Origin of the sequence: Nocardia abscessus (assembly GCF_015477775.1) — a bacterium.
Lineage (GTDB): Bacteria > Actinomycetota > Actinomycetes > Mycobacteriales > Mycobacteriaceae > Nocardia > Nocardia abscessus_A.
The window spans coordinates 180,763-202,108 of the sequence record NZ_JADLQO010000004.1; the positions used below are offsets into that span (position 1 = coordinate 180,763).

The following is a 21,346-nucleotide window of genomic DNA, read 5'->3' on the forward strand; positions in this document are numbered from 1 at the left end:
ACCTTGGGCTTCCAGTGAAGCACGGTGCGCGAGGTCTGTACAGGCGCGGACTGCGTTCGCCGCCCGCCGTTTCCGGCCGCACCGGCCCGCCGCTAGGACGTACTCGCGCTCCCGCCGCAGGAAATGGTGATCGCCTCCCCGTTGAAGTGACGGCCGTGTTCGGAGACCAGCAACAGCGTCGCCTCGGCCACCTCGGCGGGCTGGATCAAATCGCCGTTGGGCGGACCGGATTCGATGATCGCCATCCAGTCCTCCTTGGTCGGGTTCTCCTTGTCCGGCACCATGAGCCGCCACGTCGCCGGGTTCTGGATCATGTCGGTGTCCACGCCGGAGGGCAGCAGGGCGTTGACCGTGATGCCGTACTCCGCCACCTCCAGCGACAGCGATTTCACCAGTCCGAGCACACCCCATTTGCTCGCCGCATAGTGCGCCGCGTTGCGCACGCCCATCTTCGCCACGATGGACGAGGTGGCCACCACGCGGCCCCAGCGGCGCTCGATCATGTGCGGGACCACCGCGCGGAAGCTGTGGAACACCCCGGTCAAATTGGTGTCGATCATGTCCCGCCACAAATGCTCGTCCATCTCGGCGACGGGTGAGTTGGACGCGATGCCCGCGTTGGCGATCAAGATGTCGACGCGGCCGAATTCCTCGATCGCGCGGTCGGCGACCGTCCGCATCTGTTCCAGGCTGCGCACGTCGGCCTGCACGGCGACGCAGCGGCGGCCCGCCCGCTCGACCAGGGCGGCGGTCTCGGCCAGGTCGTCCGGAGTGCTCAGCTCGTAGGGCAGGCCGGACAGCGGGGCGGCGATATCGCAGACCACGATGTCCGCGCCGGCGCTCGCCAGGGCCAGGGCGTGCGCGCGTCCCTGCCCGCGGGCGCCGCCGGTGATCACCGCTACCCTGTCGTCGAGATTCCCCATGGCGGGCCCTTCGTCGGTCGGTACCTGCTTCGGCCGCCACCCATCGTGTCACGGGCGCACCGAGCGAGCTCCCGATTTTCCGGCGGCCACATCACGACCGGCGTTTCCCAGAAATGGGAACTGTCCCGAGCCGACCCACACCGGCTTGCACCGGGGCGCGCGGTGCCCGCACACCCCGCGCCGACGAGGCGCTTTGCCGAAATATCCAGGGGCAGTGGGACAATGAGTCCGGTCTCGGCACCGGAGCGGGAACGGTAACGGCACGGGCGAACCGACCCGACTGCGGCAGGGAGACCACATGCGACAATTCCGACCCGGTCCAGCGACCAAATGAGTGCGATGTACGCTGCGCCCGGAACGACCCTGCCCGTGCCTACGCATCGTTCCTGGCACGGTCCGGCGCATCCACAATGGTTCCTGGGGGCCCGATGACCGATTGTGAGTACCTTTCCGTGAATCTCGACCGACAGCTCGACGCCGAACCCACCGAGCACGACAGCGCCGTGGCCGAACGGCTCACCAGCCCGCGCCTGCGCAGGCTCTTGAATACGGCCATCGGCCTCTCCGAGGATTCCGTCGATCTGCTGACGACCATGACCACCCGCCTCCGTGCCGCCGAGGGCATGATCCTGCGCGACCCGCTCGAAGAGTGTTGACCCGCGGGCGGTCGCCGGTCCCGAGCGAGCGGCACGGGCCTGCGGCCGCCGGGCGGCAACGGCCCGCGTGCGGGTAGGTTGCCGAAGCAGCAACGATATTTGCTGATCCGGTCGACCCCATGGATGGTGGGACGCATGAGTGCGACACACCACGACCACGCGGACCGGACGACGTCGACGACGGTCGAGTACTGGGAAAACTTCTACCAGGAGCGCGAGCGGATCTGGTCGGGACGGCCGAACTTCTTGCTGGTGCGGGAGATCGAATCGGTCGCCGCCGGCTCGGCACTGGATCTGGGCTGCGCCGAGGGAGCCGACGCGATCTGGCTGGCCGAGCGCGGCTGGCGCGTCACCGCCGTGGACGTGTCGGAGACCGCGCTGGCCCGCGCCAGGGCCCAGGCGGCACGCCAGGAACTGGCCGGCGAAATCGACTGGCAGCGGCACGATCTCGACCACACCTTCCCCGACGGACGATTCGACCTCGTCACGGCGCAGTACCTGCATTCGCCGCTCGCCCAGGACGGCGAACGGATGCGCATCCTCCGACGAGCCGCCGAGGCGGTGGCCCCCGGCGGGCTGCTGCTGATCGTCGGGCACGCGGAATGGCCCAGCTGGGTGTTGGAGCCGCCCGCCGACGTGCACTTCCCCACCACGGCCGAGGTGCGCGCGGGGCTGGCTCTGGACCCGGCCGCATGGCAGGTGGAGGTGGACGAGCTCGTCGAGCGCGAGCAACCCGGCCCCGAGGGGCAGCCCGGCACCAGGAAAGACAACATCCTGCGCATTCGCCGCAGCTGACCGAGAGCGCGAAGCGCGGCCCGACCCCGCACAGCGCACTCCCAGGTTTGCCCCAGGGTGCGGGCAGACAGCCTTCCTAGCCTTCGGAAAAGGTTTCCCACGGCAAGGAAGGCGAATTCATGGCCTCGATCAGCGTCCCGGAGGACGTGGCGGCCACCCCGCGACGGCCCAGACTTGTCGGCGAGGTCTGCGACGGACCGCTCGCCAGTCCTCCGAACCCGCGCTCCGCGTCGGCCGGTCCGAGACGCTCACAGGAAACACCCAGCTCGCTCGCAGATTGCTCGGCGCTTGCGCCGTAATCATGGGCTCATGACCAGTCGTGAACCCGAAGCCCGCGTCCTCATCGTGGACGACGAACCGATGATCATCGAACTGCTCGCCGTGAGCTTGCGGTTCCAGGGATTCGAGGTGGCCGGCGCGCTCAGCGGGACCGAGGCGCTGGACCGGGTGCGCGGGTTCCGGCCGGACGCGTTGATCGTGGACGTGATGATGCCGGGCATGGACGGGTTCGGGATGCTGCGGCGGCTGCGCGCCGACGGGGTGACCGCCCCCGTGCTGTTCCTCACCGCCCGCGACGACGTCGACGACAAGCTCACCGGGCTCACCCTCGGCGCGGACGACTACGTGACCAAACCGTTCAGCCTGGAGGAAGTGATCGCGCGACTGCGCGTCATCCTGCGCCGCAGCGGATTGCAGTCCGCGGGCGAGAGCGCCAACCGCATGACGGTCGGCGACCTGGTGCTCGACGACGACAGCCATGAGGTGTGGAAGGCGGGTGCGCCGGTGTCGCTGTCCCCGACCGAGTTCACGCTGCTGCGATATTTCATGGTCAACGCGGGCAGGGTGCTGAGCAAGCCGAAGATCCTGGACCACGTGTGGCGCTATGACTTCGGCGGCGACGCGGGCGTAGTCGAGTCCTACGTGTCGTACCTGCGGCGCAAAGTCGACACCACCGAACCGAAGCTGCTGCACACGCTGCGCGGCGTGGGCTACGTCCTGCGCGAACCCCAGCCGAGCCGGACGTGAGCGCGCGGGCGAAACCGGCGCGGCGGATATCGGCGGTCCCGCTGCGGGTGGGGCTGGTGATCGTGTTGCTGCTGCTGACGGCGACGGCGCTGTTCGCGTCGGGCGCGGCGGTGACCTCCGCGCTGAGTCGCTCGCTGACCCAGCGCACCGACGAACAACTCTACGACGCGGCGCGCTCCTGGGCGCAGCCGCGTCCGATGCGCCAGGTGATCACCAGCGACGGTCGCGTGCAATGGATTCCGGCCGACCTGCCCGCCGCGCCCGTGCCGCCGAGGTCGGCGGGCGAACAACCGCGGCGGTTCTTCGAACTGCGCACAGGCGCCGACGGGCAGGTCTATCAAGACCTGCCGAGCGGCAACAGCACCGGATCTCCCGATCTCGGCGCCGCGACCGCGGGCACCCCGAAGACGGTGCCGTCCTCGGACGGTTCTTCGATGGATTGGCGGGTGCTGACCACCACCAACCAGTACGGTTCCACCACCATCGGCCTGCCGCTGACCGACAACCAGGAGACGGTCTCCCGGTTGATCTTCTTCGAAATCGGCACGGGGGCGGCGGCTCTACTGGCCTTGGGCGCCGTCGGCTACCTGGTGATCCGGCGCAGCCTGCGGCCGCTGCGCGAGGTGGAGCGGACGGCGGCGGCGATCGCGGGCGGTGACCTGCACCGGCGGGTGCCGGTGCGCGGCGTCGACACCGAGGTCGACCATCTGGCGCGGTCGCTGAACGAGATGCTCGCGCAGATCCAGCACGGCGTGGCGGCCACCGAGGCGTCGGAGGAGGCGGCCCGGCGCTCGGAGGCGCGGATGCGCCGCTTCGTCGCCGATGCCAGCCACGAACTGCGCACGCCACTGACCACGATTCGCGGGTTCGCCGAGCTGTACCGGCAGGGCGCCAGTACCGACGCCGGGATGGTGGTCGGCCGGATCGAGGCCGAGGCCGAGCGGATGGGGCTGCTCGTCGAAGATCTGCTGCTGCTGGCGCGGCTGGACGAGAAACGCCCGCTGGAGCGCAAGCCCGTAGACCTGCTCGCGCTGGCGGGCGACGCCGTGCACAATGCCCGGGCCGTCGCCGCCCGCCAGAAACCGTCATCCGACGCGCCGGACCGCCCGATCACGCTGGCGATCGGCGACGGCGAGGGAACCATGGACGTCATCGGCGACGAGGCCCGCCTGCGCCAGGTACTGGCCAACCTGCTCGGCAACGCCCTCACCCACACACCGCACGAAGCGGCGGTCGCGGTGCGGCTCACGGCCGCCCCCGATCGCGTCCGCATCGACGTGATCGACGCCGGTCCCGGGCTGTCACCCGATGCCACCACCCGGGTGTTCGAGCGGTTCTACCGCGCGGACGCCTCGCGCACCCGCGCCAGCGGCGGCACCGGGCTCGGCCTGTCCATCGTCCAAGCCCTGGTCACGGCGCACGGCGGACGGGTCTCGGTCGAGAGCGAACCGGGCCGAGGGAGCACCTTCACGGTGATGCTGCCCCGTGAGCCGTCCGTCACGCCGACCGCGGATCAGCCGGCTCGGTCGCGGTGAACCGAAGCGGCATGCCGCCTGCCCGTTCGAGGCGCGTTCCGGGCGCTCACCTCGGCGCGGCCGCGAGCCCGGAGGCCGGCTCGGCGTGCACCGCGCGCCGAGCGCCTACCGCGAGCAGCCCGACCGCGATCCAGGCCAGCGCCCACGGGGCGGGCTCGAGGATGACGCCTGCGACAACGGACCAGATGCCCAGCGTCCACGTCAGGAACGACGGCGGCACGATGCCCCGTCGATCCAGCCACAGCACGAGCACGCCGATCAGGGCCAACGGCACGCCGAAGCTGCCGGTGGTCAGCCAGAACGACGCCATAGCCGGGCTCATCTCGCTGATTCCCTCCTCGGGGCTCCACAGCTTCGCGCCGAACCATGAGTCGGCATGGTCGGGAGCCACCAGGACATAACTGCCGAGTGTGTGCCCGACTCCGAGAAACACCAGGAGACGTCCTGCCCACTTGATCATTGGAATCCACCCTCCGTTACGGAACTGACAGTTCCGATACTGTCAGTTCCGTATACTAGGAGCGTGCCGAAACCGAAACAAGGGCAAGGACGTCCGCGCAACAGTGAGGTCGATCTCGCTATCGTCCGCGCCACGCGAGAACTCCTGGCCGAGCGCGGCTACGCCGGCCTGACGGTCGACGCCGTCGCGGCGCAGGCCGGAATCGGCAAGGCCGCGATCTACCGGCGCTACGCGACGAAGCAAGAGATGATCTTCGCGGCCACCGTGCACGACATGCGGGAACAGCCACCTCCGGACGCCGGGACCCTGCGTGCGGACCTGGCCGCCCTCACCCGGACCATCGCCGCCCAACTCGGCCGTGCGCCGACCGACGTGCTCGCCGGTCTGCTGGCCGACATCTACGCCGATCCCGCGCTGAGCGCCCGCTTCACCGAGACCTTCCTCGAACGGGAACGACAGGCCGTGATCGAAGTGCTCGACCGCGCGGTCGGCCGCGGCGAACTGGCCGCGCCACCCGACCCGGCCACGGTGCACGCCCTGCTGCTCGGCCCGATCTTCGCCTGGCTGCTGATCCTGGACGGCGATCGCGACAAGATTCCGGAACTCACCCGCACGGTCGCCGAATCGGCAGCCACCGCACTGCTGTCCCCTACCGACTGACCGCGATGTGCGTCCGCGAATCCGCTCGACCACGCAGCGGCGCGGGTAGACGCATTCAGCGCGGCGCCGGTTCGAAGATGTCGGTGAGCGGTGCGCCGGCGCCGGGAACGGCGCCTTCTTCGGCAAACCATTCCCAGCGCAGAACCCGGCCGAGCACGGGACCGGGTAGGCGGAGCAGGACACCGGCGATGGTGGCGAACCGGCTGGAGCCCTCGATGATCGAGCGGTGCGCGGTCAAGGCGGCTCTGCGCCGCGCCGCGTGTGCGCCGACATCGATGCGGTGCGTGATCTCCGAGCGCGGACTGAAGAGCGAGGCGAGGATCGCTGGGTCGTAGCGGAACGGGATCGGCAACCGCCCGAGGAAGCGGGCCAGGCGTGCGCAGCCCTCGCGCGGCAGGGTGGCGTCGAGCACGCGGGAGACACCGGCGAGTTCGGCCGCGCGCTTGCCCACCTCGTGCACGCGGATGTGGTCGCGGTGCCCGTACCCGCCGTTGCGGTCGTAGCTGAGCAGGATGTCCGCGTTCTCGTCGCGCAGGATCGCGGCCAACCGCTCGGCCGCCTCCTCGGAATCCGCACGGACGAACCGCGTCCGGTCCGGCGGGTCCGCGTACAGTACGGCGCCGTGTCCGCTGTCGGCGTAGCCGAGATGCGCCACCCGGTGCACGCCGAGCGCGGCGGCGCTGGCCGCCAACTCGCGCAGCCGCAGCGCTTCGCGCCCGGCCAGATCGGCCATGTGACCGTCGGTGGCCACCACGATGACGGTTCGGTGCCCGGCGGCCGACAGCTCGGCCAGCGTGCCACCGGTCAGCAGTGTCTCGTCGTCCGGGTGCGCGTGGAATGCCACAACGGTCGCCATCGCCCCAGAGTGCCAGAAACTCTCAGCGCAGGTCCCTGGCCAGGCGGGTCGCGCCGACGAGCATGTAGCCGCCGGTCAGAGCGACCAACGCGACGGCGGTCGGCCGCGGCACGTCACCGCGCAGCACGCGCACCCCGCCGTGGGTCGTGTCGAGGATGTCCACCAGCAACGCGAGGCGCTGCCAGCGGGGCAGTTCTTCGACGGGCGCGGTGAGATATCCGAGACCGAGCGCGATCGCCCGCGCACCGAAGATGCGGGTCATGTAGTCGAGCTCGGGCGTGGGACGCACGCCGAGCGCCTTGGTCAACATCGCCGGGGCCACGAGGGCGGCCGACCCCAGCGCGACCCGGCCGAGCGCCAGACCGCGCAGCGCGCCGGCCAGTGGAGAGCGGGACTGCCGCATGCTGTTGGTCACCATGCCCCGAGCCTGACCGACAAACGCCGTCAGGTCGATTACCTGCGAGGTAATCGACCTGACGGCGTGGATGGACGGACTCAGAGCAGCGGAATCCACCGGTCGAACAACCAGAACCCGTGCGGGCTCGGCTGCGGATCCTGGTGGTGCTGCTCGGGCACCGGGCCCCGCCCGTGGACTTCAACACCTTCATCCCTGTCTCCTTCGTCTGGCCCGTCAGGCCGCGGGCCGAACGTCGACCGCGAGAACGATCCTCGGTCGGCGCTCTCGAGGCACCCCGAGACTCCGCTGGGAGAACCCTGACAACCGGCCTACGCTGAGGTCTTCCGCCAGCCACCACCAGGAGAGGGCCATCCGTGAAACTTCTCGTCACCGGCGGCGCCGGCTACATCGGCAGCGTCGTCGCGCATCAGCTCGTCGACGCGGGCCATGAGGTGGAGATTCTCGACGACCTGTCCACCGGATTCGCGTCGAACCTCCCGCGACGGGCGGTCTTCCATCAGCTCTCCATCCACCGGGTCGCCGACGTGCTCACCCCGGCGTCCGGCTTCGACGGCGTGCTGCATTTCGCCGCCAAGATCGAAGTCGCCGAATCGGTCGCCGACCCCGAAAAGTACTGGTGGAACAACATCGAAGGCTCGCTCGCTTTGCTGCGCGCCGTCCGGGCCGCCGGGGCGCCGCGCCTGATCTTCTCCAGCACCGGTTCGATGTACACCGGCGACGGAAGCACCCCTTTCGACGAGAACGCCGAAGTGCGTCCGGCGAACCCGTACGCGGCGACCAAGGCGACCGTGGACATGATGATCGCGGGCGAGTGCGGGGCGAGCGACCTCGGCGCCGCGTCGCTGCGCTACTTCAACGCCTCCGGAGCCGTCGTCGCGGACGGGGTGCGGCTGGGCGAGCGGCACCACCCGGAGTCGCACCTCATCCCGATCCTGCTGCAAGCCGCGGCGGGACAGCGTGATTCCTTCACGCTCTACGGCACCGACTATCCGACGCCGGACGGCACCTGTGTTCGCGACTACGTGCACGTGGCCGACCTGGCCGCCGCCCACCTGCTTGCGCTGGAGACCATCCGGCCCGGCGAATACGAGGTGTACAACCTCGGCAACGGCGGCGGCTACTCCAACCGGCAGGTGCTCGACACCGTTCGCGAAGTCACCGGACGCGACTTCCCCGTGCACTACGGCCCGCGCAGGCCGGGCGATCCGGCCGTCTGCGTGGCCGCGAGCGGCAAGGCGGGTGCCCGGCTGGGCTGGAAGCCGCAGCGCCCGGACCTGGCCGACATCGTGGCCGACGCATGGGATTTCCACCGGTCGGTGTACGACGACTGATCGACCGGGCGGCCGCCCCGTGGGTTCCCTGGCGATCCTGGTTCGCTCGCCGGGAACCACGATGCGCTCAGAGAATGAGCAGAATCAGTGCTTTCTGCAGGGTGTCCACGATGCGGCCGATGGTGATGGCGATTTCGACGGTGCCCATGACAGGCCCCTTTCCTCGGGCATGGTGAATCCTCGACCCCTCAATTCAAGCGCGGACTAACGGGATTCGGAAGCTCGGGCCGGTATCGCCGGGTTCCGCCCGACCGCCCTCGCCGTACGACCGGCCCGCCGGAGCATGATTCGTGCACCGGAGTCACGGTGGAAGGTTGTCGAGAAGGGTTGATCCGCGAGGCCCGCCTCTTCGAATCATCTGTGTCGCGGCACCGGTCGCGGCCGTGAACGCGGATTACCGCACCGAGCAGACAATTCCAACCATCGTCAGGAGCATCTGTGTCGTCGCACCCGTTGGCCCCAGGAGACCAGCACGACTGTTTTCGGGATGCGGTGAGCACGGTCGGACAAGCCACGGCGATACTCGGCAGGCTTCGTCTGGTCCCCGCCGATCACGCGGCGGTGCGCGCGGGGATCGCGATACTCGCCGATCGAAGCGACGACATGGTGAGTGCGGCACCGGCGGACCGCCGCCACCTCGGCCGGTCCCTGCACAGTGTCCTCCTACACCTGCGGACGACGGCCGAGCGCGCGGACCGGCACGGCGTGACGTCGCTGACGAACGAACTCGCGGAAGTCGTCGGCATCATCGAGGAATGCGGTGGGCACACCGCCCGACTGATCGCGGCGCCGTTCGACCCCACCTGGGCCGCGTGGTATCGCGCCGAGATCCTCCGGCTGGCCGACGACGCCGACGACGCTTTCCGCCGGCTGTTCGCGCGGTGGTACTTCGACACCGACGACCTCTCGGCGGTGGCCGGGATGCGGGACGTCAGCGACGAACTGGAGAACGTGGTGCGAGCCTTCGAGGAGGTCGCCGACGCCGTGCTCGCGACCGTCGCGGACCAGCCGAGCGAGCTACCCCGATGAATCCGCTTCCAAGAAGCTACATTCCGACGAAATCGATGATCGGCCCCGGATAGTCCGCCGGATCGACGCCCGCACGCCACGGCCGATGAATGCGCGTACCGGGCAGGTGCGCCAGTTCGGGCACCCAGCGCCGTACGTACGCGCCGTCCGGGTCGTAGCGTTCGGCTTGACGCAGCGGATTGAGCACCCGGTTCGGCCTGGTGTCGGTGCCGGTGCCCGCCACCCACTGCCAGTTGAGCTGGTTGTTCGCCAAGTCGCCGTCCACCAGCCAGCGCAGGAAGTGCTCCGCCCCGACTCGCCAGTCGACGCGCAGCGACTTGGTCAGGAAGCTGCCGGTGATCAGCCGCGCCCTGTTGTGCATCCAGCCCTCCGCACGCAGCTGCCGCATCCCGGCGTCCACGATCGGATGCCCGGTGCGCCCTTCACGCCAGGCGTCGACGGCCTGCGGGTCGTCGCGCCAGCGAATCGCGCGCTCGTGGTAGTCCGACCAGGCCGCGGACGGGCGGGCGGCCAGCAGCTGGTGGTGGAAGTCCCGCCAGGCCAGCTGCCGGGCGAACGCGTGTCCGCCCTCGGTGGACATGTCCACCCGATGCGCCAGCTCCAGCGGGGACACGCAGCCGAAATGCAGGTACGGCGACAGCCTCGAGGTGGCATCGGCGGCAAGATCGTCATTGTCGCGCGCGTAGTTCTCGACCGGTCCGGACAGCCAGTCGCGCACGATCTTCCGTCCTGTGGTCTCGCCGCCGACGGCCAGCTGCGGCGAGCCCGGGCCCGCGCACAGTTCACCCGCGTCCGGCAGCGGCAAACTCGACACCCGGGGCACCGTGAGGTCGCGCGGCTTGCCGAGCGGCTTGCGCTGCGGCGCCTCGCACCAGCGCCGGAAGTACGGGCTGAAGATCGCGAAGTGGTCGCGTCCGGTGGCGGGCAGCAGCGACGCCGGATCGGCGGCGGTGATGGTGGCGGGATGTGTGTGCAGCAGACAGCCGCGGCGCGCGAGACGCTCGCGCAGAGCACGTTCCCGATGGCGGCTGTAGCCGCTGACGTCCGCGGCCACGTGCACACTCTCGGCGTGGACCTGCGCGACCACGCGGTCGACCTCCGTGGCCACATCGCCGCGGCGCAGGACCAGACTGCCGCCGATGGCGCGCAATTCGTCGTCCAGCTCGGCGAGCGCCGCGGACAGGAATCGGGCGCGGTTCGGCGCGGCGAAGCGGCCCGAGAGGATGGCGTCGTCGAGGACGAACAGCGGCACCACCGCCGCACCTTCCCGGTGTGCCGCGGTCAGCACCGGGTTGTCCCACACCCTCAGGTCGCGGGTGAACAAAGCGATCGTGACGGTCATCGGACGCGCTCCCCCTGTGCGACAGAGCTGTTCATCGGCGAACCTCCCCCTCGCGCTGAGCCGCAGCGGGTGCTCGGCGCCCATGAGGGCCGCGCCGGGGCGGCATCGGGCGGCTCAGCCATACCGCCGACGACGCGACCCTCACGAGCGCCGAGCATGCCGATCACCCCGCGCAGAGCGGGACGATGCGCGAGTCACCGCCCGTCGTCGGGGAGGTCAGATACAGGCACGCGTTCTGACCGGCCGCGGTGATCGCCGCACGCACCTGCTGCCAGGCGCCCGCGTCCAGCGCCGCGGCGCGGGCCAGGACGAACCCGGATATCCGGCTCGGGTCGGTGACCAGCGCCCACGAGTAGTCCGGGCCGAGCGCGGTGACGATGTAGTTCGTCTCCCCCTCCAAGCGGTCCTGGGTCGGCACGCCGGGGAAGCTGACGTGCAACTGCGCCTTGGTCTCCTGGTCGGTGACCGTCGCCGTGCCGTTGATCTCGTTACGCGTGTTCGCCCACGTGGTGCAGGTGTTGCGCACCGCGATATCGCCCTGCGGATCGAGCGAGTAGTTCGCCTGCGTGTCACGCGCACAGGCCAGGTTGAAGTACTGCGGCACGGCGGCGAGCTGACGCCACGTGCCCAGATACCGGTCCAGGTCGAGGCTCGGCACCGGCGCAGGCCCGGCGACCGGGCTGGGCGCCGCGGTGGCGCCGCCTGCCGCGAGCACCGACGCGGCCAGCGCCGACACCGTCCCGGCGAGCAGGCGAGTAGACGTACGCAGCAGGTTGCGACGGTTCACGCTAACTCCTCGATAATCGGCGACGTCCACCACGGTAGCACAATAACGATGCATAATTGATGCAACCGAGATTTCAGGAGGGAGCGATGACCCGGGCGCCAGTGCCACGCCTCGCGGGCACCGCGGTCTCCTTCCGACGCGCCGCGCCGTCCGGCCGGTGCGGCCGGACGGACGACGACACCGCGCGCCGCGCCGTGGCCCGCATCGCCGGAATGCGCGATTTCGCTTCCGGTCCGGCTCTCGTACTCGCCCCGACACAGAACGCCGTATGGCCCGCGAGCGAGGTCGGCACCGGCTCGGATCGCGGCGATGCCGTGGCGCTCGGGCGGGCGTCGCGCGGACAACCGCAGTGCGCCGAGACCATCCCGGCAGCGGTGAACCGGGGCCTGCGGCGTTCCGCCCACACCGGGCGGGGGTGACGCCATGCCGGAACCGCGCGGACCGACCACACCGCGCAACCACACGGGCGGGGCGGATCCCGCCGGCGGGGGCGGGCAGAATAGGGCGATGCCCGCCGGTTCCGTCCCCGTGTCCGACGCGGCCGGATACACGGTGCGCGCGGTCGCCGAACGTCTCGGTATCCCGACCGCGACACTGCGCAGCTGGAACCGTCGTTACGACATCGGGCCGCCGCAACACCGCCCGGGCAAGCACCGCCTGTACACCGAGGCCGACATCGCCATGCTCGAGCGGATGCTCACCCTGATCCGCGCGGGCGCGAGCCCGGCAGGGGCGGCGGCGACGGTGCGCGGGCCCGCGCCCACGCTCGGCCGGCGCGAATCACTGCTGGCCGCGGCCTTCGCGCTGGACACCGGGTCGGTGTCCAGCCAGCTCGACGCGCACGTCCGCGCCTTCGGCGTGGTCGACACGTGGAACCTGCTGTGCCGCCCCGCCTTCGCCGACATCATCGATCGGCAGCTCGGCGGCGAGGGATGCGTCGACGTCGAGCACTTGCTGTCCTGGTGCGTCATCTCGGTGCTGCACCGGACGTACCCGCCGCCGATGGCCGACGGCCCGACACCCGTGGTGCTCGCCTGCACCAGCGGCGAGACGCATTCACTGCCGCTCGAGGTGCTGCGCGCGGCCCTCGCCGAACGCGGCACCGGCGCGCGGATGCTCGGCGCCGACGTCCCCGCCGCGGCCCTCGCCGACACCCTCGCCCGGTTCGACCGCCCCGCCGCCGTGCTGCTGTGGTCGCAACAGGAGTCCACCGCGTTGACCTCCGCGGTGCGCGCGTGTCTCGGCGCGGGCGCCCGGGTTCTGGTCGGCGGCCCGGGATGGGAGGCGGTCTTCCTCCCCGACGGCGTGGAGCGCGTCGACAGCTTGGTCGACGCCGCCGACCGGCTCGCCTGAACTCTTCCGCTCCCGCGGCGCATAACGCCGTCGACCGCCTCCGCACCCGACGCTGTGCGAATCCTTCCTCGCCGCGCCCGTCCTCGGCCGCCTGACGCGGGGTTATCGCGAGGAAGGCAACCACACTGGCGATGTCCCGAACCGGTCCGCGGCTCGACGTTTAACGATGCGCAATCGATGCATCGTTGACGCTATAGGGATGGCAGCAGCCGAGGTGAGGAGTGTGGCGATTGTCGAGCACACTCCATTCGAATGGTCGAGCACACTCCATCCGGAAGGTCGGTGGTTGCGTCCACCAGCTGGGAAGGGGGTTTCCACCTCACCGGCGACTCCGGCCGACGCCCGACGTCAACCAGCGGTCCTGCCGAGCAGATGCCGCAGCGCCGGTTCCAAGGTCTGCGCGCGGAACCGATGCCCGGCCTCGGCCAGCCGCGTGGGAACGACCCGTTGGCAGGCGGACGCCACCTCCCGGTTACCTTCTCGGCCCAGTAGCAGCGCAGGACCGAACCCGGGTACCGGGAACAGTGCGGGCCGGTGCAGTACAGCTGCGAGGACCTTCGTGTATTCGGCATTGCGAACCGGTTGCGGCGCAACGGCATTGACCGCGCCCGACAGCCCGGCGTCCCAGAGTGCCCGATGGTAGACATCGATCAGGTCGTCGATCCCGATCCAGGACAGCCACTGACGACCGTCACCGATGCGTCCGCCCAGCCCGGCCGCGAACAGCGGGCGTAGTAGCCGCAGCGTACCGCCGCGCGGGGACTGCACGATCCCGGTGCGCACACGCACCACACGCACACCGGATTCCGCGGCGGGAGCCGTGGCCGCCTCCCACCCGTCGACCACGTCGGCGAGGAAGCCGTCACCGCGTTCCGACTGCTCGGTCAGCGTCTCGTCGCCGCGATCGGCGCCGTAGTACCCGATCGCCGAGGCACTGACGAAGACCGGAACCGCCGCCCCGGCCGCCACCTCGGCGAGCTTCCGGGTCGGCCCGATCCGGCTGTCGGCGATCGCACGCTTGCGCTTCTCGGTGAACCGGCCCGCGATGGATGCCCCGGCCAGATGCACCACCGCGTCCACGCCGTCCAGCAGATCCGGCGCTGGATCGTCGGTGTCCCAACGCCTTTCGTCCGCAGCACGGGGCGTGTGCCGGACCAGCCGCACCACCCGGTGCCCCCCGGTGGTCAGGAACGCGACCAGCGCCGAGCCGACCATGCCGGACGCTCCGGTCACCGCGACCGTCCTGCCCACGAAACCCGCTCGCGCCGCCCGCGCGTGGGCCGCCAGATCGTCGGCGAGCTGCCGGTGACGGTAGGCGAACATGGGGCGCAGCACCGCGGCGGGCACCGGCGCGTCCACCCGGTCCACCACCCTGGTGCGGTTCTCCTCGACGACCTCGAAATCGTGGGTGTGCCGCCAGGGCAGCAATCCGGCGGGCAAGGAGCCGACGCCGTCGACCGTGACCGCGTCGACGAAACGGCGCGGCGGGTCGTACTCCCGTGGATCGTGCCGGGCCACCCAGCGCAGACCACCGGGCAGTCCGAGCACCGCCTGCCCGTCGGAGAGCGAGTCCGATTCGGCGCGCGGCGATACCGGCTGCCAGGGCGGCGCCAAGCGGGTCAGCGCGCCGGGACGCGCGTGCCAGGCGAACACCTCGGACCGAGGAAGATCGATGACGCTCGCGTACTCGATGCCCATGACCCGACTGTAGCCCGAAACCGACTCGATGCAGCGTTTATGCATCGTTACTTGAGGCGAAATCTGCAAAACCGCAGGAATTGACCTATAAACAGTCTGTCCGATGCAATACGGTGGCTCGTTACCGTGCCCACCCAGACGAGCGCGCCGGGCCGCAGCCGAGTCGATTCGCCCACGCGGCGGACCCGCCGCCCCTCGAGCGGGTCGACTTCCGCGGCAACCTGCGGCAACCCGCGCAGATCCGGCATGACCTGCGACCCGCACCCCGACGCGATGCGCGGCCGCTCCGCCGAACGGTCAGACCACGAACGGAATCAACGCCTTGCGCCCGGCCGGATAGTCGGCGAACTTCTCCCGGTACCACTTGTGCGTAGCCAAGGCGCGCGGGACCAGGTTGCCCGCGGTGATCAGGAAGATCACCACACCAGCCAACGACCACGTCGCCAGCGCGAAGCCCGCCCACGCGAGCAACTCGCCCAGATAGGCCGGACTGCTGACGAAGCGGAAGCCTGCCCCGTAGGGGATGCGGTACTCGGCGGCGCCGGGATTCGCCTTGTCCCGCAGATTGCGCACGATCGATTCGGAGCGCACGAGCAGCGCGAACCCACCCAGATAGACGACGAGTCCGAGCAGGAACCGCGGATCGGTCAACCATTCCGGCCCGTACTGATCGAGGTAGTCGTGGCTGAAGAACGAACCGTTGAGGTAGCCGTGCAACGCCGTGACGAACACGCCCGCGGCGAGTACAGAGATGTTGAAACTGCTCCGCTTGCCCGGCACCTGCCGGATGGACAGCGGGAAGAACCAGCCTCGGTTGCCGTAGTGCAGCACCCAGATCGCCGCGAGCACCAGCGGGGTGGGCTCGAAACGGTTCGGGCCCGCGAGGTAGCAGACCGCGAACACCACCGTCGCCGGGATCTCCATCAACCACCAGCCCAGCTTCGGGTTGAGGTTGAAACCGACCTCGGTGGTGGCGAAACGCCCGTAGGGACTCTGTGCGAAGAAGCCGCCGACGAGCACGAACGCCGCGAATGCGAAGGCGATCGTCAGTACGGTGTCGTAGGCGGTGTTCCCGGTGTACCAGTCCATCGAGTTCCTTCGTCGTGCGGAAGCGACCGGTGCGACACCGGAACGCGACGCCAAAACTAGAACTTGTTCTACCATGTGTCGAGTCCCGGGCTCGCGTCAACGGAGGTACTGCCATGCCGCTGGATCCTTCGGCCGCAGCGCTGCTGACGGCCGTCGAGGCGTCACCGCGCGCGGTCGCCGCGCACGACAGATCCGCGTGGGTCGGCCTGTTCGCCGCCGACGCCGAGGTCAATGACCCGGTGGGCTCCCGCCCGCATGTCGGCCGCGCGGCCATCGAACGCTTCTACGACACCTTCATCGGGCCGAACACGATCGAGTTCCAGGTGGACCGCGACCTGGTCCACCCTCCGACGGTGGTGCGCGATCTGACCATCGCGACCACGATGTCGACCGGCGCCACCGTCTCGGTCCCGATGCATCTGAGCTACCGGCTGGTCGAGCAGGACGGGGTGTGGAAGATCGCCCATCTGGCCGCGCACTGGGAGCTGGCGGGCATGATCTGGCAACTGCTGCGCACGGGGCTGCCCGGACTCGCCGCCGCGCTGAAGCTCGGACCGCAACTGATCGCCAACCAGGGCGTGAGCGGGGCACTCGGCATGTTGCAGGCGCTCGGTGGCGTGGGCCGCAGCGGAAAGCGCGCCACGACAAGGCTTTTCGCGGCAGCGGCGAGCACCGACCTGAGCCGGGTACGCGAGCTGCTCGGCCATCGGGCCGACATCGAATTGCCCGCGGGAACGCCGGTATCGGTGGAGGAATTCACCAACCGGGTGCGAAACATGCGCTGGAGCAAGGTGATCGCCGCCGGGCGCACGGTCACGGCGAGTGTGCGGCTCGGCGGGGTACCGGGCGTGGCGGTCGCGGAGTTCGCGCCCGGCAGCGACGGCATCGTGGCCCTGCGGTTCTATCTCGATTCCGTCTGACGACCGCGAATCCTTGTCCGCTGATCGCCGGGCGCGCGCGCCGTTTCACCTCCCCGGATCTCCCCTGAATCAGCCTGGTGGGCGCACAGCCTCGAAGCACGATCGCGCTCCGAACACGGCTGGCCGGACGCGCTGGGACGCCCGGCCACCTCGGGTACACAGGGGTTCGAGCGGCGCCGAAGGACGCCGTCGCGGTCAGCAGGTGAGCTGCCCGACGCGTGCTGTCACCTGGCCGGCGGCCGGGATCTCGACTCGTTCCGACACCGGACCCTCGACTCGTTCGGACACCGGCTCGGCATGCTCCGTCCAGCCGGGCGGGCCGAAGACGTACCCGAGCCGGCCGCGCCACGTGCTCGCGCCGCGCACGTCGCGGATCAGCGCGGCCAATTCGTGATAGTTCACCTTCAGCGGGTTGTCGGTGCCGATGTTCTTGGTGAGGCCGTAGCGGACCGGTTCGGTCTCGGCGGCGAAGCTGCCGAACAGCCGATCCCAGATGATCAGGATGCCGCCGTAGTTCTTGTCGATATAGGGCTGGTTCGAGCCGTGGTGCACACGGTGGTGCGACGGTGTGTTGAACAAGAACTCGATCGGCCGCGGCAGCGTCCGCACGCGCTGGGTGTGGATCGGGAACTGGTAGAGCAGGCCGATGCCCTGGAGCAGGAAGATCATCCACGCCGGGAAGCCGAGCAGCGCCGCAGGCACCCACGCCAGCCCGCGCAGCACGCTCGCGACCGGATGCAACCAGGACAGGCGGATCGCGGTGGAGAGGTTGAAGTACTGGCTGGAGTGGTGCACGCTGTGCGCGGTCCACATCAGCCGGACCCGGTGGTCGGCGCGATGCGCCCAGTAGTAGCAAAGGTCCGTCACGACCAGGCCGAGCAGCCAGACCCACCACGACCGCGGCGACAGGTGCAGCGGGGTGATCGCCGCGGCACCGACCACCGCCGAGAACGGCACCAGGTACTGCAGCAGTGGCTTCGTCAGCCTGCCCAGCGTGAACGTCACCACGTTGGAGGCGGTGTCGCGGACCGACCCGCTGGTCTGCGGCCGGTCCGGATCGCGCCGGTAGGCGATCCACTCCACCAGCATGAGCACCGCGAACGCCGGAATGGCATAGCTCAACAACTCCACACGGCCCATCAGTTCTCCTTCACCGTCCGTCGTCGACCTTCGACGCTACGGACGCGGGCGAGTGCGGACATCGCGCAGGCGAGGGATTCCGCATCCCCCGTGCGGGGGACGCGCAGCGCGGCCCGCCGGTGCAGAGTTGTCGTCCGGCGAGGCCGAGCAGCATGGCTAGGATGCCAGGGACGCGGCGCCGGACACGGACGGAGGCGGTGACCATCTGTTGGATGTGAGCAGGTCGCTGGCCCGCCAGTCGGTGCTGGTCGCGGTGGTGGCCGCTGTGATCGACGCGGTGGTGCTCGGACTGAGCGGCGTGTTCACCGTGGCGCCGTGGCAGACGCTCGCGGCTGTCGCGGTGATCGTCGCCGCCGATCTCGCCTTGGCCTTGCCGCCCCGTACCGCAAGCGTGGTCGCGGTGACGCAGGTGCTCGTGCGCCTGCTGGCCGCGCTGCTGCTGTATCGGCACGGATTCCCGATCCGATTCGCCGACGTGGGGTTCCTGGTGGCCGGATATCGCGCGGGGGCATGGCTGGCCGGTCCTGTTTCGGTGCTCACCATGGTGCTGCTGTGCGCCGGGGTGGCCGGAGCTCACTTGTTCACCGACAGCGCCGCGGCGCACGACTGGAGAATGCTCCTGGCCGCCACGGTGTCCGCGGGCTGCGTGCCGTGGCTGGTCGGCCGCTACACCGCGGCACGGGGCGCCTACATCGCCGATCTGGAACAGCGTGCCCGATTGCGCCGCCAGGAGCACCGTACGGCATTGGAACGGGCCGTCACCGAAGAACGGGCCGCCATCGCGCGGGACCTGCACGACGTGATCTCGCATCACGTCAGCGCGATCGGCATTCACGCCGGTGCGGCGCGGCTGGCCCTGGGCGGCGCCGCCGACGCGGCCGCCGCCCGCTCGCTGTCGGCCGTGGAGTCCAGCAGCCGAGCCGCCATGGTCGATCTGCGCCGCCAGCTCGATCTGTTGCACGGGCGCGAGGACGACGGACAGCGCCAGCCGGGACTCGCCGACATCGACGGGCTGATCGAGCACGTCCGCGCGGCCGGGCTGGAGGTCGAGGTGACCGTACGCGGCGACGCGATCGAGCTGCCGGACTCGCTGAACCTCACCCTGTACCGCATCGTGCAGGAGATGCTCACCAACGCGCTGCGGCACGGCGACGGCACGCACGCGCGATTGGACGTGGAGTACCTGCCGAAGCGGATGGTGCTGCGTGCGACCAATCCCCTCGCCCGCGAACCGGCGATCGCCGACACCTCGGTTCCGCGCGGGCTCAACGGGATACGCCGCCGCGCCGAGCTGTTCGGCGGTGAAGTGGACTACGGCCGCGACGCCACGCACTGGCGCACCACGGTCTCGGTGCCGATCGGAGGATCGTGAACTCGCCCATCCGTGTCTTGATCGCCGACGACCACAGCATGTTCCGCTCCGGTCTGCGCGCCGTCGTCGACAGCCAGGCGGACCTGGATTGCGTCGCCGAGGTGGGCGACGGCCGCGACGCCGTCGCCGAGACCGCCCGGCTGCGACCGGATGTCGCAATCCTCGACGTCCGGATGCCGAAGCTGGATGGGCTGGCCGCCACCGCCGCGATCGTCGCCGCGGGCGGAACACACGTCCTGGTGCTCACCACCTACGACAGCGAAGCCAACCTCTATCGCGCCTTGCAGGCGGGTGCGAGCGGATTCCTGCTGAAAAGCCTGCCCCCCGAAGAACTGGTCGCGGCCATCCGGATCGCGGCACGCGGCGACGCCCTGATCGATCCGTCGATGACCCGCCGCCTCGTCTCCCGCTTCGCGAGCACGCTCGCGCCGCCGCGCACCCCGCCGGAAGTCCGGCTGCTCACCGCTCGCGAACTGGAAGTGCTGCTCCTGCTGGCCGATGCGCGCAGCAACGCCGAGATCGCCGCGCGGCTGTGCGTCGGCGAGGAGACGGTGAAAACCCACGTCTCCCGCATCCTCGCCAAACTCGGCGTGCGCGACCGCATCCACGCCGTCGTCTACGCCCACCAGCACGGCCTGGTCACGCCGGGGGCGGCGCGCTGCGACTGACCCGGCGCGCCGCCGCACCGCTTCGACTCAGGCGCCGGCCGGGGGTTCGCCGACCGTGGTCGTGGGGTCGATGATGCCGAAGACCTCACCCTGCGGGCCCTGGACGATGCCCATGCGGCCGAAGGGGCTGTCGTCGGGGCCCGCCATCACGGTGGCGCCGAGATCGCGCGCCTTGGCCAGCGCGTTGTCGGTGTCGCCGACCTGGAACCAGGTCAGCCAATACGACGGGTCGTCGCCCGGCATCTTCGTCGAGTCGTTGATCCCGCCGATGGCGTCGCCGTCCTGCGTCCGGCTGAAGGTCGAGTAGACGAAACGCTCACCATCACCGATCTCGGTGTAGTGCCAGCCGAACACGTCGGCATAGAACTGCTGCGCCTGCTTGTAGTCGCCGGTGTGCAGTTCGTTCCAGCAGTAGGCGCCGTGCTCGTTGTAGATGCCCGCGCCGGTGTGGGCCTTGGACTCCCAGACCCCGAAGACCGCGCCGGTGGGGTCGGCGGCGACGAACATGCGGCCGACGTCGAGCACGTCGAACGGTTCCATCATCAGCGAACCGCCCGCGCCCTTCACCTTCTGCGCGATGTCGTCGGCGCTGTCGGCGGCGAAGTACGTGGTCCACACCGACGGCATCGGCATGCCCTCCGGCTTGGGTCCGATGCCCGCGGCCGCGCGGCCCTGGCGCATCGCCATCAGATATCCACCCGCCTCGGGCGGGCTGTCCTCGATCTCCCAGCCGAAGAGTTCGCCGTAGAACCCGCGGGCACGCGCCGGGTCGTCGACCTGACTGTCGACCCAGCACGGCGTTCCCTGCGGCCAGCTTCCGTCGTGAGTGGGCATTGCGGGGTGCCTCCTGACATCGGTTGCCGAGGTGCGGCCGGGACAGCCGGCACACGGCTAGTCAACCATCAGCATTCGGTGCGGGTGAGCCGATTCGGCCAACCGCTCCGGCGGCATTCGCGAACCTGGAGTTCCAGGTGAAAGATCCCCTTACACAGATCAGTCCCCGGTAGTCTCGTCGAAACCGTGAGCCTCAGTCGTCGCTGTGGCTCCGGTGTTTCAACTGGCTGCCGGGGGCCTAGCCGGATCTTGGATCGGTGCTGTCATTGCCTGCCGACGTCTCAACGGACAATGCGAACACCTACCGGTGTTCCGGTGTACCTACCAGTCTCCTCCACTTTTTCCGCCAGTCAAGGGGGCCGCACCGCCGATTCTCAGGGCGGCGTCCGGCGCGAACGGCACTGCGGCACACCACCGCAGACATCCTTCAGCAAACCGATCTCGGCGTGTACCC

At 69.9% G+C, this 21,346-nt stretch carries 22 protein-coding genes; 12 read left to right on the forward strand and 10 right to left on the reverse strand.

Going from position 1 to position 21,346, the window contains the following annotated elements:
- Positions 1–92 precede the first annotated feature (92 nt).
- Positions 93–923 (reverse strand): mycofactocin-coupled SDR family oxidoreductase, encoded by an 831-nt coding sequence (locus IU450_RS13805; protein ID WP_195150202.1) that lies wholly within the window; start codon positions 921–923, stop codon positions 93–95.
- A gap of 452 nt (positions 924–1,375) precedes the next feature.
- Between IU450_RS13805 and IU450_RS13810 the strand changes: the two genes are divergently transcribed.
- The 4 genes from IU450_RS13810 (at position 1,376) to IU450_RS13825 (ending at position 4,935) form a co-directional block, all read left to right on the forward strand.
- Positions 1,376–1,579, forward strand: a complete 204-nt coding sequence (locus tag IU450_RS13810) for a hypothetical protein (RefSeq protein WP_195150203.1) — start codon at positions 1,376–1,378, stop codon at positions 1,577–1,579.
- A gap of 135 nt (positions 1,580–1,714) precedes the next feature.
- Positions 1,715–2,374: a class I SAM-dependent methyltransferase gene (locus IU450_RS13815; protein WP_195150204.1), complete on the forward strand. Its 660-nt coding sequence runs from the start codon at positions 1,715–1,717 to the stop codon at positions 2,372–2,374.
- 309 nt (positions 2,375–2,683) lie between these two features.
- Positions 2,684–3,400, forward strand: a complete 717-nt coding sequence (locus tag IU450_RS13820; RefSeq protein WP_195150205.1) for a response regulator transcription factor — start codon at positions 2,684–2,686, stop codon at positions 3,398–3,400.
- On the forward strand, positions 3,397–4,935 hold the full coding sequence (locus IU450_RS13825; protein ID WP_195150206.1) for a sensor histidine kinase: 1,539 nt from the start codon (positions 3,397–3,399) through the stop codon (positions 4,933–4,935). The genes IU450_RS13820 and IU450_RS13825 overlap by 4 nt, the downstream gene beginning before the upstream one ends.
- 46 nt (positions 4,936–4,981) lie before the next feature.
- Here the strand turns inward: IU450_RS13825 and IU450_RS13830 are convergent, their stop codons facing one another.
- The gene (locus IU450_RS13830) at positions 4,982–5,395 is read right to left on the reverse strand and encodes a DUF6463 family protein (protein WP_195150207.1); all 414 of its coding nucleotides are present in this window, start codon (positions 5,393–5,395) and stop codon (positions 4,982–4,984) included.
- Between the two features lie 63 nt (positions 5,396–5,458).
- Between IU450_RS13830 and IU450_RS13835 the strand changes: the two genes are divergently transcribed.
- On the forward strand, positions 5,459–6,055 hold the full coding sequence (locus IU450_RS13835) for a TetR/AcrR family transcriptional regulator (RefSeq protein WP_324197664.1): 597 nt from the start codon (positions 5,459–5,461) through the stop codon (positions 6,053–6,055).
- A gap of 55 nt (positions 6,056–6,110) precedes the next feature.
- Here IU450_RS13835 and IU450_RS13840 read toward each other — a convergent pair whose 3' ends face one another.
- Together IU450_RS13840 and IU450_RS13845 are read right to left on the reverse strand one after the other, a co-directional pair.
- Positions 6,111–6,911 (reverse strand): PIG-L deacetylase family protein, encoded by an 801-nt coding sequence (locus IU450_RS13840; protein ID WP_195150209.1) that lies wholly within the window; start codon positions 6,909–6,911, stop codon positions 6,111–6,113.
- A gap of 22 nt (positions 6,912–6,933) precedes the next feature.
- The gene (locus IU450_RS13845) at positions 6,934–7,329 is read right to left on the reverse strand and encodes a hypothetical protein (RefSeq protein ID WP_228834537.1); all 396 of its coding nucleotides are present in this window, start codon (positions 7,327–7,329) and stop codon (positions 6,934–6,936) included.
- A gap of 353 nt (positions 7,330–7,682) precedes the next feature.
- Here IU450_RS13845 and galE point away from each other — a divergent pair, with 353 nt between their 5' ends.
- Together galE and IU450_RS13855 are read left to right on the forward strand one after the other, a co-directional pair.
- The gene (gene galE, locus IU450_RS13850) at positions 7,683–8,660 is read left to right on the forward strand and encodes a UDP-glucose 4-epimerase GalE (RefSeq protein WP_195150210.1); all 978 of its coding nucleotides are present in this window, start codon (positions 7,683–7,685) and stop codon (positions 8,658–8,660) included.
- A 492-nt stretch (positions 8,661–9,152) separates the two neighbouring features.
- A complete protein-coding gene (locus IU450_RS13855; RefSeq protein ID WP_195150211.1) occupies positions 9,153–9,689 on the forward strand; it encodes a hypothetical protein in 537 nt (178 codons plus the stop codon).
- Between the two features lie 16 nt (positions 9,690–9,705).
- Here IU450_RS13855 and IU450_RS13860 read toward each other — a convergent pair whose 3' ends face one another.
- Together IU450_RS13860 and IU450_RS13865 are read right to left on the reverse strand one after the other, a co-directional pair.
- Positions 9,706–11,031 carry a cryptochrome/photolyase family protein gene (locus IU450_RS13860; protein WP_195150212.1) on the reverse strand — a complete coding sequence of 442 codons (1,326 nt, stop codon included), beginning with the start codon at positions 11,029–11,031 and terminating at the stop codon, positions 9,706–9,708.
- A gap of 163 nt (positions 11,032–11,194) precedes the next feature.
- The gene (locus tag IU450_RS13865; protein WP_324197665.1) at positions 11,195–11,818 is read right to left on the reverse strand and encodes a lipocalin family protein; all 624 of its coding nucleotides are present in this window, start codon (positions 11,816–11,818) and stop codon (positions 11,195–11,197) included.
- 86 nt (positions 11,819–11,904) lie between these two features.
- On the opposite strand from IU450_RS13865, the gene IU450_RS13870 reads away from it, so the two are divergent.
- On the forward strand, positions 11,905–12,237 hold the full coding sequence (locus tag IU450_RS13870; RefSeq protein WP_195150214.1) for a hypothetical protein: 333 nt from the start codon (positions 11,905–11,907) through the stop codon (positions 12,235–12,237).
- Positions 12,238–12,325: 88 nt separating this feature from the next.
- Positions 12,326–13,171, forward strand: coding sequence for a MerR family transcriptional regulator (locus IU450_RS13875; RefSeq protein ID WP_195150215.1), 846 nt, complete (start codon positions 12,326–12,328; stop codon positions 13,169–13,171).
- Positions 13,172–13,519: 348 nt separating this feature from the next.
- Here IU450_RS13875 and IU450_RS13880 read toward each other — a convergent pair whose 3' ends face one another.
- Both IU450_RS13880 and IU450_RS13885 read right to left on the reverse strand, forming a co-directional pair.
- Entirely contained in the window at positions 13,520–14,869 is a 1,350-nt protein-coding gene (locus tag IU450_RS13880) for a TIGR01777 family oxidoreductase (protein ID WP_195150216.1), read from the reverse strand.
- A 297-nt stretch (positions 14,870–15,166) separates the two neighbouring features.
- Positions 15,167–15,958: a 3-oxo-5-alpha-steroid 4-dehydrogenase gene (locus IU450_RS13885; protein WP_195150217.1), complete on the reverse strand. Its 792-nt coding sequence runs from the start codon at positions 15,956–15,958 to the stop codon at positions 15,167–15,169.
- A 113-nt stretch (positions 15,959–16,071) separates the two neighbouring features.
- On the opposite strand from IU450_RS13885, the gene IU450_RS13890 reads away from it, so the two are divergent.
- Positions 16,072–16,878 carry a nuclear transport factor 2 family protein gene (locus tag IU450_RS13890; protein ID WP_195150218.1) on the forward strand — a complete coding sequence of 269 codons (807 nt, stop codon included), beginning with the start codon at positions 16,072–16,074 and terminating at the stop codon, positions 16,876–16,878.
- Positions 16,879–17,073: 195 nt separating this feature from the next.
- Here IU450_RS13890 and IU450_RS13895 read toward each other — a convergent pair whose 3' ends face one another.
- A complete protein-coding gene (locus IU450_RS13895) occupies positions 17,074–18,018 on the reverse strand; it encodes a sterol desaturase family protein (RefSeq protein ID WP_195150219.1) in 945 nt (314 codons plus the stop codon).
- Between the two features lie 214 nt (positions 18,019–18,232).
- Here IU450_RS13895 and IU450_RS13900 point away from each other — a divergent pair, with 214 nt between their 5' ends.
- On the forward strand, positions 18,233–19,390 hold the full coding sequence (locus tag IU450_RS13900; RefSeq protein WP_324197681.1) for a sensor histidine kinase: 1,158 nt from the start codon (positions 18,233–18,235) through the stop codon (positions 19,388–19,390).
- Positions 19,387–20,058, forward strand: a complete 672-nt coding sequence (locus IU450_RS13905; RefSeq protein WP_195150220.1) for a response regulator — start codon at positions 19,387–19,389, stop codon at positions 20,056–20,058. The genes IU450_RS13900 and IU450_RS13905 overlap by 4 nt, the downstream gene beginning before the upstream one ends.
- A 27-nt stretch (positions 20,059–20,085) precedes the next feature.
- Here the strand turns inward: IU450_RS13905 and IU450_RS13910 are convergent, their stop codons facing one another.
- A complete protein-coding gene (locus tag IU450_RS13910) occupies positions 20,086–20,892 on the reverse strand; it encodes a VOC family protein (protein ID WP_195150221.1) in 807 nt (268 codons plus the stop codon).
- Between the last annotated feature and the right edge of the window lie 454 nt (positions 20,893–21,346).